The organism is Parasynechococcus marenigrum WH 8102 (assembly GCF_000195975.1).
Lineage (GTDB): Bacteria > Cyanobacteriota > Cyanobacteriia > PCC-6307 > Cyanobiaceae > Parasynechococcus > Parasynechococcus marisnigri.
In genome coordinates this window covers 1,812,731-1,826,731 of record NC_005070.1, presented here as the reverse complement: position 1 = coordinate 1,826,731, position 14,001 = coordinate 1,812,731, and the positions used below count along the sequence as shown (strand labels likewise).

The 14,001-nt window shown below is 58.3% G+C and carries 20 protein-coding genes and 1 tRNA gene; 9 read left to right on the top strand and 12 right to left on the bottom strand.

Annotated features, from left to right (window positions below; genetic code table 11):
* Window positions 1-16: 16 nt before the first annotated feature.
* Complete coding sequence (locus TX72_RS09650; RefSeq protein WP_011128778.1) at window positions 17-349, bottom strand: hypothetical protein; 333 nt, start codon at window positions 347-349, stop codon at window positions 17-19.
* Between the two features lie 33 nt (window positions 350-382).
* Window positions 383-529 carry a YWSERL motif small protein gene (locus TX72_RS14515; protein WP_173358506.1) on the bottom strand — a complete coding sequence of 49 codons (147 nt, stop codon included), beginning with the start codon at window positions 527-529 and terminating at the stop codon, window positions 383-385.
* Window positions 530-712: 183 nt separating this feature from the next.
* Here TX72_RS14515 and psbA point away from each other — a divergent pair, with 183 nt between their 5' ends.
* Complete coding sequence (gene psbA / locus TX72_RS09645) at window positions 713-1,792, top strand: photosystem II reaction center subunit D1 (RefSeq protein ID WP_011128777.1); 1,080 nt, start codon at window positions 713-715, stop codon at window positions 1,790-1,792.
* A gap of 134 nt (window positions 1,793-1,926) precedes the next feature.
* Window positions 1,927-2,376 carry a cupin domain-containing protein gene (locus tag TX72_RS09640; RefSeq protein WP_011128776.1) on the top strand — a complete coding sequence of 150 codons (450 nt, stop codon included), beginning with the start codon at window positions 1,927-1,929 and terminating at the stop codon, window positions 2,374-2,376.
* A gap of 69 nt (window positions 2,377-2,445) precedes the next feature.
* On the opposite strand, the gene TX72_RS09635 is transcribed toward TX72_RS09640, so the two are convergent.
* The 3 genes from TX72_RS09635 to TX72_RS09625 are packed head-to-tail and all read right to left on the bottom strand — an operon-like array spanning window position 2,446 to window position 5,323.
* Window positions 2,446-3,411, bottom strand: a complete 966-nt coding sequence (locus TX72_RS09635) for a glycine betaine ABC transporter substrate-binding protein (protein ID WP_011128775.1) — start codon at window positions 3,409-3,411, stop codon at window positions 2,446-2,448.
* Complete coding sequence (locus TX72_RS09630; protein ID WP_011128774.1) at window positions 3,408-4,322, bottom strand: ABC transporter permease; 915 nt, start codon at window positions 4,320-4,322, stop codon at window positions 3,408-3,410. Before TX72_RS09630 ends, TX72_RS09635 begins: the two co-directional genes overlap by 4 nt.
* Complete coding sequence (locus TX72_RS09625; protein ID WP_011128773.1) at window positions 4,319-5,323, bottom strand: quaternary amine ABC transporter ATP-binding protein; 1,005 nt, start codon at window positions 5,321-5,323, stop codon at window positions 4,319-4,321. Before TX72_RS09625 ends, TX72_RS09630 begins: the two co-directional genes overlap by 4 nt.
* 280 nt (window positions 5,324-5,603) lie before the next feature.
* Between TX72_RS09625 and bsmA the strand changes: the two genes are divergently transcribed.
* Window positions 5,604-6,452, top strand: coding sequence for a glycine/sarcosine N-methyltransferase (gene bsmA / locus TX72_RS09620; protein ID WP_011128772.1), 849 nt, complete (start codon window positions 5,604-5,606; stop codon window positions 6,450-6,452).
* A 5-nt stretch (window positions 6,453-6,457) separates the two neighbouring features.
* A complete protein-coding gene (bsmB, locus tag TX72_RS09615) occupies window positions 6,458-7,300 on the top strand; it encodes a dimethylglycine N-methyltransferase (protein ID WP_011128771.1) in 843 nt (280 codons plus the stop codon).
* Between the two features lies 1 nt (window position 7,301).
* Here the strand turns inward: bsmB and TX72_RS13640 are convergent, their stop codons facing one another.
* The 4 genes from TX72_RS13640 to TX72_RS09605 are packed head-to-tail and all read right to left on the bottom strand — an operon-like array spanning window position 7,302 to window position 9,334.
* Window positions 7,302-8,060 (bottom strand): DUF389 domain-containing protein, encoded by a 759-nt coding sequence (locus TX72_RS13640; RefSeq protein ID WP_011128770.1) that lies wholly within the window; start codon window positions 8,058-8,060, stop codon window positions 7,302-7,304.
* 5 nt (window positions 8,061-8,065) lie between these two features.
* Entirely contained in the window at window positions 8,066-8,221 is a 156-nt protein-coding gene (locus TX72_RS14890; protein WP_404824911.1) for a DUF389 domain-containing protein, read from the bottom strand.
* Complete coding sequence (locus tag TX72_RS14760; RefSeq protein ID WP_011128768.1) at window positions 8,221-8,526, bottom strand: DUF389 domain-containing protein; 306 nt, start codon at window positions 8,524-8,526, stop codon at window positions 8,221-8,223. The genes TX72_RS14890 and TX72_RS14760 overlap by 1 nt, the downstream gene beginning before the upstream one ends.
* Before the next feature lie 13 nt (window positions 8,527-8,539).
* Window positions 8,540-9,334, bottom strand: coding sequence for a prohibitin family protein (locus tag TX72_RS09605; protein WP_042504428.1), 795 nt, complete (start codon window positions 9,332-9,334; stop codon window positions 8,540-8,542).
* Between the two features lie 91 nt (window positions 9,335-9,425).
* On the opposite strand from TX72_RS09605, the gene TX72_RS09600 reads away from it, so the two are divergent.
* Window positions 9,426-10,799 (top strand): M10 family metallopeptidase C-terminal domain-containing protein, encoded by a 1,374-nt coding sequence (locus TX72_RS09600; protein ID WP_042503790.1) that lies wholly within the window; start codon window positions 9,426-9,428, stop codon window positions 10,797-10,799.
* Here TX72_RS09600 and TX72_RS14265 read toward each other — a convergent pair.
* A complete protein-coding gene (locus TX72_RS14265) occupies window positions 10,796-10,951 on the bottom strand; it encodes a hypothetical protein (RefSeq protein WP_158305752.1) in 156 nt (51 codons plus the stop codon). The two genes, TX72_RS09600 and TX72_RS14265, sit on opposite strands and share 4 nt — an antisense overlap.
* Before the next feature lie 94 nt (window positions 10,952-11,045).
* On the opposite strand from TX72_RS14265, the gene TX72_RS09595 reads away from it, so the two are divergent.
* Entirely contained in the window at window positions 11,046-11,276 is a 231-nt protein-coding gene (locus TX72_RS09595; RefSeq protein ID WP_011128765.1) for a hypothetical protein, read from the top strand.
* Entirely contained in the window at window positions 11,269-11,562 is a 294-nt protein-coding gene (locus TX72_RS09590) for a hypothetical protein (RefSeq protein ID WP_011128764.1), read from the top strand. The genes TX72_RS09595 and TX72_RS09590 overlap by 8 nt, the downstream gene beginning before the upstream one ends.
* A 152-nt stretch (window positions 11,563-11,714) precedes the next feature.
* Here the strand turns inward: TX72_RS09590 and TX72_RS09585 are convergent, their stop codons facing one another.
* Window positions 11,715-11,978, bottom strand: a complete 264-nt coding sequence (locus TX72_RS09585) for a hypothetical protein (protein ID WP_225867693.1) — start codon at window positions 11,976-11,978, stop codon at window positions 11,715-11,717.
* 821 nt (window positions 11,979-12,799) lie between these two features.
* Here TX72_RS09585 and TX72_RS09575 point away from each other — a divergent pair.
* Window positions 12,800-12,979, top strand: a complete 180-nt coding sequence (locus TX72_RS09575; RefSeq protein WP_011128760.1) for a hypothetical protein — start codon at window positions 12,800-12,802, stop codon at window positions 12,977-12,979.
* 112 nt (window positions 12,980-13,091) lie between these two features.
* Here TX72_RS09575 and TX72_RS09570 read toward each other — a convergent pair.
* Window positions 13,092-13,165, bottom strand: a tRNA-Arg gene (locus tag TX72_RS09570).
* Window positions 13,166-13,227: 62 nt separating this feature from the next.
* Between TX72_RS09570 and TX72_RS09565 the strand changes: the two genes are divergently transcribed.
* Window positions 13,228-13,998, top strand: a complete 771-nt coding sequence (locus TX72_RS09565) for a helix-turn-helix domain-containing protein (RefSeq protein ID WP_042503783.1) — start codon at window positions 13,228-13,230, stop codon at window positions 13,996-13,998.
* Window positions 13,999-14,001: the final 3 nt, after the last annotated feature.

Sequence of the window (14,001 nt, the reverse complement as noted above, 5' to 3'; positions counted from 1 at the left end):
ATCGGTTCGGGGTGGCTTAACCACAGGCCCAGACACCTTTGCCTTCCTCACTGCAGAGCAGATCACTCGACTGACCATCGGCCCAATACAGCCGCAGACGATCGTCGTCCGTCCCCAGGCGAAGGGTGAGGGACTGAAGCGGTCCGGCAGGGACTTTCTGATCGAGCTCTGCCTTGCCAGGGCTATCGGAGCTCAGTTTTCGCTCTAGTTGATTGACCCGCAGTTCAAGGCGCTCAAGGGCCGCTTGGCTGGTTTGGTCGCCGCCGGTGGACGACGAACGTGTGCCGCAACTGCTGAGGCACAGGCAAGCAAATGCCATGAATGGCATTGCGAGCTGACGGGGTTTCATCTGACGCACAGGCGTTTGCTTTGTTTCAGCGTCTCAGCTGAGCCCGGTCGGGACCAGTCGCTCGCTCCAATAAACCGTGGCTCCCTGAGCCTCCAATTCGGTGCGCCGGTGACGGGCATGCTCGAGAGGAACCGTTTCCTCTAAACGACGTCCGGCGTGGTGCCAACGAATCAGGACCAAAGCGCACTCCGGCTAACACCAGAACCTTAAATCTTTGTGAGCTGGCCAGTCCCTGACAGGGCTGTCCAAGTTGCTTGGCGCAATAACCGAACACACCTCTCAACCTTCCGTTACATTGGCGTGAGGCAGGGCACACCTGCCCTTCCTTAAACCGTTCCTTCGGGAACACTCCTTTCCGTTCTCATGACCACCACCCTCCAGCAGCGCTCCGGCGCTTCCAGCTGGCAGGCCTTCTGCGAGTGGGTCACCTCCACCAACAACCGTCTTTATGTCGGTTGGTTCGGTGTGCTGATGATCCCCACCCTGCTGGCTGCCACCATCTGCTTCGTCATCGCTTTCGTCGCCGCTCCTCCGGTTGACATCGATGGCATCCGCGAGCCTGTCGCTGGCTCCCTGATCTACGGCAACAACATCATCTCCGGTGCTGTTGTTCCTTCCAGCAACGCCATCGGCCTGCACTTCTATCCCATCTGGGAAGCCGCTTCTCTCGATGAGTGGCTGTACAACGGCGGTCCTTTCCAGCTCGTCGTCTTCCACTTCCTGATCGGCATCTACGCCTACATGGGTCGTGAGTGGGAACTCTCCTACCGCCTGGGCATGCGCCCCTGGATCTGCGTCGCCTACAGCGCACCTGTCGCTGCTGCCTCTGCAGTCTTCCTGGTCTACCCCTTCGGTCAGGGCTCCTTCTCTGACGCCATGCCCCTGGGCATCTCCGGCACGTTCAACTACATGCTGGTGTTCCAGGCTGAGCACAACATCCTGATGCACCCCTTCCACATGCTGGGTGTTGCAGGTGTGTTCGGTGGCTCCTTGTTCTCCGCCATGCACGGCTCCCTGGTGACCTCCTCCCTGGTGCGTGAAACCACCGAGACCGAGTCCCAGAACTACGGCTACAAGTTTGGCCAAGAGGAAGAGACCTACAACATCGTGGCTGCCCACGGTTACTTCGGTCGCCTGATCTTCCAATACGCCTCCTTCAACAACAGCCGTAGCCTCCACTTCTTCCTGGCTGCCTGGCCTGTTGTCGGTATCTGGTTCACCGCCCTGGGCGTGTCAACCATGGCCTTCAACCTGAACGGCTTCAACTTCAACCAGTCCATCCTTGATGGTCAGGGCCGCGTCCTGAACACCTGGGCCGACGTGTTGAACCGTGCCGGCCTCGGCATGGAAGTGATGCACGAGCGCAACGCTCACAACTTCCCCCTCGACCTGGCTGCTGCTGAGTCCACTCCTGTGGCTCTGCAGGTTCCTGCCATCGGTTGATCTGGAATCAACCTGTTCCCTCGGGAATAGAACAAGCGATTCAGATCAACTGAATCGGAAAGCCCTCACCAATCGGTGGGGGCTTTTTGTTGTGCCAACGTTGGCGGCCTGCGTTCTGATCAGCGTTGGACTTGATGGACTCCCTCGTGGCCCGTTGGCGGCTGCAGCCTCATCCAGAAGGCGGTTGGTATCGGGAAGTGCAACGGAGCTCCATTCAGGTCACAAGGCCCGATGGCCAGCAGCGCAGTGCCATCACGACCGTGCTGTTTCTGCTCGGTGCCGAGGATGTGAGTCGCTGGCACTGCGTTCACGGTGGTGATGAGATCTGGACCTTCCTCAGTGGCGTCCCCCTCAGCTTGTTCCAACATTCCGATGCTGCAGACGGATCCCATGAACAGGTGATCAGTGAGGATCAGCCCTTGGCCTGGGTTCCAGCGGGGGTCTGGATGGCAGCGCGTAGCCAAGGGGACTACAGCCTGGTGAGCTGTTGCGTCGGCCCCGGCTTCAGCTTTGACGATTTCGAGATGCTGCGCGATCGGGCGCGATCCGAATGGCCAAAGGGGATTGATGAACGGTTGATCTGATCCGCAGCGCTAAACAAGGCACGATATCGAGTTGATATTGATTCAATATGTATACGATTTCGTGCTCTTCTAGATCTCTCCGGTTGTCCAGTAGCGAACCCGATTGGGATGGCGGGCCAGGTAGATCGATACCGCGGTCTCGGCGGATGACTCCTGGGCCTGCAATAGCAAGCCATCCAGGTCGCTCTCAGGCAGATGGAAGCGGCTGAGGAACGCTGTCACCGCAGGATGCAGCTGATCCAGGCCTTGGCGTGCCACGGCATGGATGCGTTCTGTTGCTCCGAAGCTGCCCTTGGGGTCGTCAAGGAAGCGCAGCTTGTAGCGGGCAAACATCCAATGGGGGGTCCAGCTCGTGGCGATCAGCCAGCGTTGCTCGTCGATCGCCTGGGCCAACACAGCAGCCATGGCCGCGCTGCTGGACGCCACCAGCTCCATCGACGTCAATCCGTATTGATTCAGGGCTTTGAGTGAGGCCTGGTTCAGGCCGGACCCGGGGTCGATGCCCTGGACCCGGCCATCAAAGCGAGCCGCCAGCTGCGGATCCTGGAGTTGCTCAATGCTGGCAATCACCTCCTCTGGCACATAGTCGGGCACGATCCAGCCCAGCCGGCCGGAATACATCGGCCCGAGATCCAGCACCCGATCACGCACCTTGCTCCAGTAATCCAGATGGGTGCCTGGCAGCCAGGCCATCAGCATCAGGTCCAGATCGCCGCGGGCCACGGATTGGTACTGGATGCCGATGTCTGCCATCACCCGTTCCACCGGTTGATTCAACTCCGATTCGATCAGCTGCGTCGCCATCAGACTCACCACTTCGGCATCGGCCCATGGCGACCAGCCCAGCTTCAAGGGGGCACTGGCAGGGTTGCGGTCGTTGGTCGACTGAACCTGGGACGTTGATGCAGGGGTGTTCGTCGCCGGGGCGGATGTGTCGGCTTCAGGGCGACTGGCCAGGTTGTGCAGGGAGGCACCCGCCAGACCCAAGCCAGCCAGCAGCACACTGCGTCGTCGCCAGAGCTGAAGCTTGTTCATCGAATCCTCCAAAGCATGGCAAGGCTGCGGACCCGATCCCGCACGGATCGGCTGGGGGGTGTGCTGAGGCTCTGGCTGAGCCGGTCCAGGATGACCGCCAGGATCACCACGGCCAGGCCTCCCTCAAAGCCCAGGCCGATGTTCAGTTGCTGGATGCCCCGCAACACCACATCACCCAGCCCTCCACCACCGATCATTGAGGCGATCACCACCATTGACAGCGCCAGCATGATCGTCTGATTCACGCCGGTCATCAGCGTGGGTAAGGCATTAGGCAGTTGCACCTTGGTGAGCAACTGCCACTCGGAGCAGCCGAAGGATCGCCCGGCTTCGATCAGATCCGCCGGTACTTGGCGGATGCCCAGAACGGTGAGCCGTACCACCGGTGGCATCGCGAAGATCAATGTGGCGATCACCGAAGGAACGGCGCCGGTGCTGAACAGCATCACTGCGGGAATCAGGTACACAAAGGCCGGCATGGTCTGCATCAGATCCAGCAGCGGACGGGTGAGCTGCCAGATGCTCCGTTGCCGGGCAGCCAACACACCCAAAGGAAGACCGATCGCGAGGGCCAGCAAGGAGGCAGTCAGCACAAGGGCCAGGCTGCTGACCATCAGCTCCCACAGGCCCATGGCCTGCACCAGATTCAGTCCGAGAAGACTGAGAAGACCGAACGCGGCACTGACGCGCCAGAGCCCAAGCAGGGCCACCACCAGTGCGAGCAGCCAGGGGGCGGGTGCGTTCAGCAGCTGTTCGACGATCGCCGTCAGCACAAGGATGACGGTGTTGATCAGGCTGAACAGGGCACCGCCATTGCCAAGCAGCCAGTTGACAATGCTGTCGGCTGTCGCGCCTACCGCCCCGGCTTCGCTGGCCTGTGCCAGCCACAGCTCACTCAAGAGATGACTCATCGACTGAGCGCCCGCAGGATGGTGTTGGGTGACACCGAGCCGATCAGATGGTGATCGTTGCCTACAACCGCCACAGGTCCGTTGGCGGCGGTGACGATCGGCATGGCCTCTTTGAGCAGCATGGCTGAGGAGAGCACGGTGAGGTCGGGATCCTTGGGATCCCATCCGTCAGTCGGAGGCGATGGCTCGGCAATGGCTCCAAGCGTGAGGACGCCAGCGGGATCAACACCACGGAAAAATTCAGCCACGGCCGGCTCGGCGGGGGCGCGGAACAGCGTTTCCGCCGTATCGCACTGCAGAAGACGTCCGTCTTGCATCAACGCGATGCGATCTCCGATCCTCACGGCCTCATCCAGATCATGGGAAATGAAGACGATGGTGCGCCGGTGTTCCCGTTGCAGATCCAGCAGCAGATCCTGCATATCTGCACGGATCAGCGGGTCCAACGCCGAGAAGGCTTCATCCATCAGCAGGACGGGGGAATCAAACGCCAGAGCCCTCGCCAGACCGACCCGCTGACGCATGCCGCCGGACAATTGATCCGGCTTGCGGTGCAGATCCCCACCGAGGCCAACCCGCTCCAGCGCCTGCTGAGCTCTGGCCAGGCGTTGGCGGTGTGGGACGCCTGCCACTTCAAGCCCGAAGGCTGCATTCTCCAGGGCGCTGCGCTGCGGAAACAGAGCGAAGGATTGGAACACCATCGACATGCTGCGCCGCCTGAGAGCACGCAGTTCGCCTCGGTTGAACTGATGCAGCGGTCGCCCTTCAATCTCAACAATCCCCAGACTGGGGATGATCAAGCCATTGATCATCCGCAAAAGGGTGGACTTGCCGGATCCGGATAGCCCCATCACCACAAAGATCTCACCGGCCCTGACCTCCAGGGAGACGTCCTGGACAGCAACCCTGGCGTCAGAGGACTGAAGCAGTTCGGCTGGCGATGCTCCTGGCCTGCCGCCGAAGCTTTTCCAGACCTGCCTAAGGCGGATCGGCTCGTTCATGACAGCCCAACACCCGCTAATAAAAGGTTAGGCATGTTCAGCTCGATTTTTGATTGTTGAAATATTCTCTGTGTTTGACTGCGCGGCAGTGGATCTTGTGGTCTGATCTGTGCTGCTGGAGGCCAATTGTTCTCTCAATCACTGACAACCAGCCAGGCTGTGACTAGGTTTCAGAAGTGTGATTGCAGATCACAAAGGCTTCATTTTATTCATTCGGGTTTGGATTGTCCTTGCCTTGATGAACGTCAAGGAGCCTGTTTGAACTTCGAATTGATTTGGAATGACGTCAACGCAGAACCATCCATTGCAAACGCAGGACGATCAGCAGCGTTTTGGACAATCTCCTGAATCGGTTCGCGAGACGGATCACTACCAGCAGGAGTACATCGAAGACTTCACTGATCGCTGGGATCGATTGATCGACTGGAATGCACGGGCTGAAGCGGAGGGTGATTTCTTTATCCGTCTGCTTAAGGAGCACGGTGCTCGTTCGGTGCTCGATGTAGCCACCGGAACTGGTTTTCACTCCATCCGATTGTTGGAGGAAGGATTTGATGTGGTCAGTGCGGATGGCAGCCCCAACATGCTGGCCCGGGCGTTTCGCAATGCTCGTAACAGAGATCAGCTGCTGAGGACATCGCAGGCGGATTGGCGTTTTCTCAACCGTGACATTCACGGTGAGTTTGATGCTGTGATCTGTCTTGGTAATTCATTCACCCACCTGTTCAAGGAGCGGGACCGGCGTAAAGCTCTGGCTGAGTATTACGCCGTGTTGAAGCACAATGGCATCTTGATTCTTGATCACCGCAATTACGACCGGCTGCTGGAGGGTGGATCGGCCGTTCGACAGGGCAAAGGCAATGTCTATTGCGGAAAAGATGTGGAAGTTGGTCCCGAGCATGTAGATGAAGGTTTGGCTCGCTTCCGCTATTCCTTCAGTGATGGTGGGGTCTATCACCTCAACATGTTCCCGTTGCGCTACGGCTACGTCCGCCGTCTGATGTCTGAGGTGGGGTTCCAGCAGATCACCAGCTTTGGTGATTATCAGCGGGACTTTGAAAATCCCGATTTTTATGTTCATGTCGCGGAGAAGGAATATCGCTTCGACGTCGACACCACCATGCACTGAGGCAGATGGGCACGACGAACGGCTGTGCGGCGGATTCCGTTGCGGCGACCTACTACGACAGTCAGGACGCTGATCAGTTTTACGAACAGGTTTGGGGTGGGGAGGATATTCATATCGGTTTGTATGCAACGCCGGATGAGGCCATCGCAACGGCCAGTGACCGCACGGTGCATGCCCTGCTTGATCTGGCCGATCCTCTACCTCAAGGAGGATGTGTGGTGGATCTTGGGGCGGGCTACGGCGGAGCATCCCGGCGCCTTGCTCGCTGGAGTGAGCGACCGGTTCATGCCATCAACATCTCGGCCGTTGAGAACGATCGCCATCGTCGACTGAATGTTGATGCCGGTTTGGAGCAGCAGATCACGGTGCACGATGCCTCGTTTGAGCAGGTGCCTATGGCCGATGCCAGTGCAGACCTGGTGTGGAGTCAGGATGCAATCCTGCATGCCGGCGATCGAGCCAAGGTGTTGGCCGAGGTGTCCCGCCTGCTGAAGCCCGGGGGATGTTTTGTGTTCACCGACCCGATGGCGGCCGATGGTGTGGAGATGGGATTGCTGCAGCCGATCCTCGACCGCATTCACCTCCCCGACCTTGCCTCACCGAGTCGTTACAAGGCCTGGGGAGAGGCGGTTGGCCTGACGATGGAGGTTTGGGATGAACGCACCGAGATGCTGGTGCGTCACTACGACCGGGTCCGGCAGGACACTCGGTTACGCCGTGCAGAGCTGGAAACCAGCATCAGTTCCGGTTATCTCGACCGGATGGACGTGGGCCTTGGCCACTGGGTGGACGGTGGCCAGCAGGGACGCCTCAGCTGGGGACTGATGCGGTTGCGCAAGCCTGGTTGATTCAAGGGGTGGTGCTGAGGTCTGACGCTTCAGGCCCTTGATGGACGCTTGACACCTCAGCTTGGTGAGAGTCTGGAGGTGATGGATTGGGTTGAAGCGTCTCTTCAGGGGATTCAGCTTGATCGAGAATGGTCTTGATATTGATGCTGTCCATCACTTCACTTCCGGAAACAACGCTGACATTGATGCGTTGGACTTTCATCTGCATTTTTAATCCGTCAAATTGTTCGCTTAGTTTCTCGTTGATGCGGTCCTGAATGTATTGAAGTTGTTTGTAGCTTGGAGTTGCTGGGTTGGTGACACGAACCACCAGGAGAATCTTCGGGGTTTGATTGCTGCTCCAGTAATCCGGCCAGTCAAATAGGACGTTTTCCAGCTCCAGAGAGTCATTGCTGCCGAAGGTCTGGGTTCGTTGCTTTAAGTACGTGGCGATTCTCTCTTCGATCCTGACCTTGGCGTTGTCTCGTTTCAGCGCATAGAGGTGTTGTTCATAGCGGCCGTAGAGCTTGAATCCCACCCAGCTGGCCAGGCTCAGGGCCAGCAACAGCAGCAATCGGGACCGTCGCTGCCGGCGCAGCTTGTCTCGGAAGTAGGGCTCCCGGATGGCCAGCACCGAGATTTCCCCGATCAAAATGCCCAACAGATTGGCGGCATAGAGCAACCCGGCACCGCGCGCGTCCGTGTAGTCACCTGCCGCCAGCATCAGCCCCATCACGCAGACCGGTGGAACCAGGGCTACGGCAATCGCCGTGCCAGCCATGGAACTCACGGCCCCAGGGTGACCTTGGCGTAGGTGGCAACAACACCGGCGGCCAGGGCGATTCCCAGGTCCAGGAGCGTTGGGCTTAACCGACTCTGGATCTCCCCTGAGAAGGCATCCACGGTCAGGAGGCCGTTGGCTTGAGCGATCAGCCCAAGCATCATCGACAGCAGCGTGGTGACGAGGGCGCCGGCCACCAGAGTGAGGCCGAACGGGGCAGCAGTCGCCAGTCACCGATCAACACGGCGAAGACGGCCACCCGCAGCGGCAGGATCCAGGGGGCCACCACCATGGCTCCATTTACAACAGCAGCGTTGTCGGCCAAAAGGCCGAGGGTGGCGATCAAACTGGCACACAGAGTGAGCACCAGAAAGGACTCATTCAGCTTGGCGTCGCCGTCGTAGTTGCGGTGCAACTCATCCAGGCGATCACCTTCCTCCAGCAGGTGTTGTTGATCGACGGTCAACGCTTAGGGATCGTCAGTTCTTCCGGCCCACGATGACCGGAGGTGTGCCCCCTGGTGTGCCAGGCAGTGCCGGAACCACCTCTGTGCGGCCATCCCACTTGTCAAGAAACAGCTTGAACAGCACCTGGTCGTCCAGGCTGCGATTAAGGGTGTCGTAGCGGATGGCTTCTTGCTCGGCGATCTTCACTTCAGTCTGAGCCCTCAGCAGCTGTTGTTCGGCAATCTGTTTTTGCTCAATGGCTGCTCGGTACTCCTCAGCAATCTGCAGGCCGGTGAGGTCGAGGCCGCGCACCTCCACATAGTCAAATTTGTCGAGTTCCTCGGCCACTGTGCGCTCCACCAGTGAGGAGATGTCGTTCCATTCGGTGGCGATGGTCACCAGCTCGTACTGCGAGAACACCGACTTGAGAGCCTTCAACAGGGAGGGCTGAATGATGCGCGGATAAATCTCGCGATCGGCGCTGGCGATGGTGCGGTAGATGCGTCCGGCTTCGTTGGGGCGGACGGCGTATTTCACGGTCGCGGTGGCCTCAATCACCTGAAGGTCTTTCGTCAGCGTGGCGAATTCCTCGGGCCTCACCTGCGTGCGGACATCGAAGGGAGAGACCGCCTGGACAAGGGGGATCTTGAAATTCAGGCCCGGCAGACGTGAGCCTCCACTCACCTTGCCCAGGGTGGTGACCACGGCCACCTGTCCGGCAGGAACGATGAACAAGGACTGACCCAGCAGCAGCAGCACGCTCAGCAGGATGGCAACCAATCCCACCAAACCAGTGGAGGGATCGTTGATCGGACGAGGGGTCTGCATGAGGACCATTGTGTTGCGATGATGATGTCGGTTGGTCGCCTGGTGTTGTTGGCTTTGGCACTAAACCGACACCAAATTCTTCGGCTGCCTCTTGGCCTACAAAACTGCAATCGAAGTACCTCGTTCCGGCAATGCCTGGATTGATGGTCTGACGGACGGCTACCGCTGGGGCACCACAGCGACCGACCCTGCTGTCGGCACCACCTTCATTAGCGATACATTTGATCTTCCTGGTGGTGAGTTCGGGGGCTACCCCTCCTGGGGTTGGAGTGATCAAGAACGCCAGCTCATGGAGGGTGCCATGGAGGAAATCTCTGCGGTGTGTTCTCTTCAGTTCGACGACCGCGGAGATGACAATGACGATGGGGTGGAGATCTGGTACTACAACCTCGATCAACGTCAGTCAGAGGGCAGCTATGGCTTCGCCTACACCCCCGGCACCGACTCTGATGAAGGGTTGGTTGCCATCAATTGGTCGACCTACCAGAACGCTGATGGCAGCTTCAAGAATTCGATTGCCTCCGGCAGCTTTTACGGCATTACGTTTTTGCATGAGCTCAGTCATGCCGTTGGCCTCAAGCATCCCCATGACAGGGGACTGTTCGGTCAACCCCGTTTCCCTGGTTTGACGCACAGGTCGAATGAATTTCGCGACAAAGGCGATTTCGACCAGAACGCCCACCCCTTCACACAGCTCACCTACGTCGATAAGGGAGCTCGTAATGGAATGGTTCCACGTTCAATCGAAGCCTATGGCTTCTTACAAACGCTTGGTGCACTGGACATTGCTGCATTGCAATGGATGTACGGAATTAATCCTGACGCCGCCTCTGGAGACGACACTTACACCTTGCCGCTGGAGAATCGCGAGGGAACGGGGTGGCGTGCGATCTGGGACACCGGTGGGGTGGACCGCATCACGGCAGGTGGTGCCACAGCTCCTGTAACCATCGATCTGCGCAACGCGACCCTTGGTGATGACGTCAACGCCGGCGGCTACGTCAGCCGTGCGGAGGATGTGTTCGGTGGTTTCACCATTGCCCACGACTGGTACGGCAGAAATGTCGGCCAGTCTGCCGGGCTTTGTGTGATTGAGATCGCCATCGGTGGCAAGGGAGATGACGTTCTGATTGGCAACAGGGCTGACAATCTGCTCAAGGGCAAGAAAGGCGCTGATGTTCTGGTTGCCGGCGGTGGCGATGGCAACCGGGTCACCGGTGGCAAAGGGAGGGATCAGTTCTGGATTTCAGCCCAACACGGCGCACTGGTGAAGGTGACCGACTTCAACCCTCGCAAGGATCGACTGGTCTTCGATGTTGATGTCAGTGCGGTGACCTTGGATTCAGTTGGGAATGGCAGCCAGGTGTTGATCGACGGTCGGGTGGTGGCGCAACTGCTAGGTGTGAGTGTTAGAAATCTGGATCTTGAACGGCATGCCCTGTTCAGTGGCTTCGAGGGGCTCTAGGCCGACTCCTGAAGCGTGGTCTGACGCTGGCTGCTGCGCCGCGCTTCACAGCGACGGCACTCACGGGTGTCCAGCGCGAAGAAATTGAGCGACAGCGTTCTACCGCAGCTGCTGCACTCACGGCTCTCGGCCGGTCGACTGTTCAGGACCATGCTTTCGTTGTCGTGTTGATTGTCACTGTGCCACTGCCTGTGCTCTGGAGGACATGGCGATGGGAGTCAGAATGAGCGGAGCCACGCCGTTGAGATGGCAAAAGACGCGGGAACGCAGGCCGATGAGAAGAAACGGCGCCGCCGAGGGCCGGCCATTCCGCTGGAGCAGGTGTCCCCAGCAGTGCTGACCTCCACCAGGGATGTGGCGTTCACCTTGCAGCAACTCCGTCTGGATCCATCTGCTGAAGAGGTCCTGAAGGCGGTGCTGGATCGAGCTGCCCATCTCGAGGAACAGGCCAGTGGCATCACGGTGTTTGATGACTGACGCATTTCGCCCCGATCAGGAGAGCGCCGATCAGGCGTTGCGGTTGTTGCTCCTCGCCATTGCTTGGCCGAACTATGCCGGTGCCCTCAAGGAGGGCAATGTGGCTCAGCAGATCGACCGCTGCCTTACCTGGGTCAAAGCGGAAGCCTCAGAGGCCGCCTCCCTGATCGATTCCTGTGTGCCCCATGGCAAGCCGATGCTGGCTCAAGCGCAGAAACGCTTGGAGGTTCTGGAATCCCTGAAGCTGTTGCAGCGGTTGGCAGAATCACACTTCGCCGACAGCTGATCGTTGGTGTTGTGGGTGGGCCAGCGCTCACGCGGATCGTGGCCATCGCGCCATGGGGTGAACATCAGGAAATTTCCGGCGACGAGCCCCGCCGTGACCAGCACAGCCACGACTTGCTCGAGGGTTTCGATCGACATGAGGACGTGTCCTGGTCACCTGCGCAGTCTGCGCCTGACCCGTGGAATGACGAGCAGGTCCATCAAAGCAAAGCTCAGCAGGCAGGGAACGAAACCTTTCCCCACCACGGCACAAAAGGCGCGTTCCCGATCGAGATTGCAGATCAGCAATTCGAAGAGCCAGAACAAAGCAACCTTGACACCGAAAGAGTTTGTTGCAAAGCGAGATTCGCTGTCGCTCAGGCCCGGCAATCTGATCACGAGCAAGCGGATGAAGTAAAGCGTGGCTGCTCCAAGCAACCCTTTGGAGAGGTCGTGAAGAGCATTTTAAGTTATGTTCTAACTAGGCGATACTCTCACATGAATTGTTAAGAACAAATTCAGCTTCGAAAACTGAATTCAACACGTGTCTTGGGGCGCTGACGAATGACGTTCAGCACCTGAACACCCGAATTCGAGGCCTTACGTTCCTCTGATAATCCCTTGAGGATGAGGGAGCCGCATGCCTGCCAATCCTGGCTGGACTCGATCAAGGCTTGAGCTTGCCTGAAATATGCATCCGCTTGCTTTAGATGCTGTTGTTTCTTTGAATCTTTCTCTGTGAATTGCAAAAGTTGACCTTGATGTCTCGCTGGCATTTACATCTTCATTATAGCCTATTGGTGCTTGTTTTATTGCTTGGTGGGTGGCTTGAGATGAGTGCCAGCAGGAGACTATGCCCATGTTCAAGGCGGGCTGGTTAGTCGTTTGTCGTGTTCTCACTGGGGCAGCACTTCCAAAAGCCAATTCCGTTGGTGCTACTTCTGGCTATACGCTTGCAGACCATGCCATCACGACTTGGATCGTTGTTGCTCGTCACGGTGACGCATTCAGAGGCATGGACTGATTGGACAAACCACAACGCTGCTGTCGTGAGCATCAGTGCGACCCGTTTTGCCAAGAGCTCCTTTCGACCAAGACAAAGTACTTGGTTGGAATGTTCTGAACGTTGAGGCAAGTCTTCTGCACCTTCGCGGGGGTCGCCATCCCTCTGTCCTGCAACCGCGAGGAAGCTTGGGCTTCAACGGAAGCTGTATCCAAGATGCCAGCCTCTCGGACGGTCGAGGCTTAAGAATCGACGAATGACGAACAGCACTCCGAATCTCATCGCCTGGATGGCTGAGTACCAGAAATATCTGGATCTCATCGAGATGGATGCTGTGGAAGAGGCTGCTGCACTTCAGAACGACATCCAGGAAGGACTGGAATGGGTTGGACTGACCTGGGCTGACCTCGAATTTGCCAGCAGTCAACAAGCTTGAGTTCGCATGGTCGGTATCACCAGCGTCCCAACAGGTCTCGAAAAAAGCCTTTTTGCCTTCCCAGACCTCCCATGGCCATCTTGCTGCCATGCCAAAGGGATTTAGCTGTCAACGCCCCCTGATGGATTCGAACCATCGACCGACTGCTTAGAAGGCAGTTGCTCTATCCAGCTGAGCTAAGGGAGCTGCCGATTTCATTCTGCCAGCCACCTAAAGCTCCTAGAGTTTGGAGCTCCTAAACGACATTGATGGCCCCACGTCGTCTTAGCGAAAGCGAGAAGCAGGACCTGGTGGGTCGCTACAAGGCTGGAGAGTCCACTGTTGCCCTGGCGGAGGTCTTCGGTTGCAGCCCAAACACCGTGACTCGCACGGTGAAGGCGCTGCTGCCCCCAGAGGCCTACGCCGCTCTCAAGGCCAGTCGCCTGAAGACCGGAACAGTGACGCCAGTCGCGGAGGCTGCTCCTGTGGCAGTGGCAACAGCTGATGCGGTGCAAGCGAGTGCCGCCGAGCAGGATGAAGACAACGCTGAAACGGTTGCAACCCTGGCGTTGGACGATGCCGACGACTTCGGTGAGGACACGGATCCAGCCCATGAGGAGGAAGGGGTTGCCGCTGACGACAACTCCGAAGCGAGCCAGACCTTCACAGAACTTGTGCCTTTGGTGGGGGTGGCTAATCTCAGTGATCTGCTTCCAGTGGAGGTGCAGCCGCTGCAGGCAGGCTCTCTGCCGAACAGCGTTTACATGCTTGTGGACAAGGTGGTGGAGCTCGATGCCCGCCCGCTGCGAGATTTCCCAGAACTTGCTCATCTCGAGGAGTCCGAGCTTGATCGGCAGGGCCTGTTTCTTTATGGCAATCCTCGAGCTGCCAAACGCCAGTGCGGTCGCAGTCAGCGGGTGATCAAAGTTCCTGACACGGCAGTCTTTGAACGCACGAGTCCCTACCTGTTGGCTCGCGGGATTACCCGTCTCGTCATGGATGGGAGCCTGATCGCGCTGGATGCAGCGGCGCAGGGCTGATGG